This window comes from Streptomyces noursei, assembly GCF_001646665.1.
GTDB lineage: Bacteria > Actinomycetota > Actinomycetes > Streptomycetales > Streptomycetaceae > Streptomyces > Streptomyces lavendulocolor.
Map to the genome: position 1 here is coordinate 1 of NZ_LWBU01000273.1, position 300 is coordinate 300.

Genomic DNA, 300 nt, shown 5'->3' on the forward strand with positions numbered 1-300 from the left:
CGCGTTTCAGCACGGGGTTGTTGTGCCCGTAGTTGAGCGAGCCGGCGCCGGCGAAGAAGTCGAGGTAGGTGTGCCCGTCCTCGTCGGTGAGGCGGGCGCCCTGGGCACGGTCGAACACGGCGGGCCAACCGCGGGAGTAGCTGCGCACCTCCGACTCAAGGGGCTCGAAGACACTCAGGGCGGGCGGGGGGGTGGTCACGGCGGGTGCGCCCCTCCGGGGGGGGGGTTCGGGGGATCGGGGGGGGGGGGGGGGGGGGGGGGGGCCCCGGGGGGGCGGGGGGGCGGGGGGGGGGGGGGGGG

Annotated in this window: 1 protein-coding gene; it reads right to left on the bottom strand. The window is 78.3% G+C overall.

From position 1 onward, the window contains the following. The coding region (locus A4V12_RS18640; RefSeq protein ID WP_159028890.1) for an aminotransferase class III-fold pyridoxal phosphate-dependent enzyme at window positions 1-199 on the bottom strand (199 nt) is incomplete at its 3' end. Window positions 200-300: the final 101 nt, after the last annotated feature.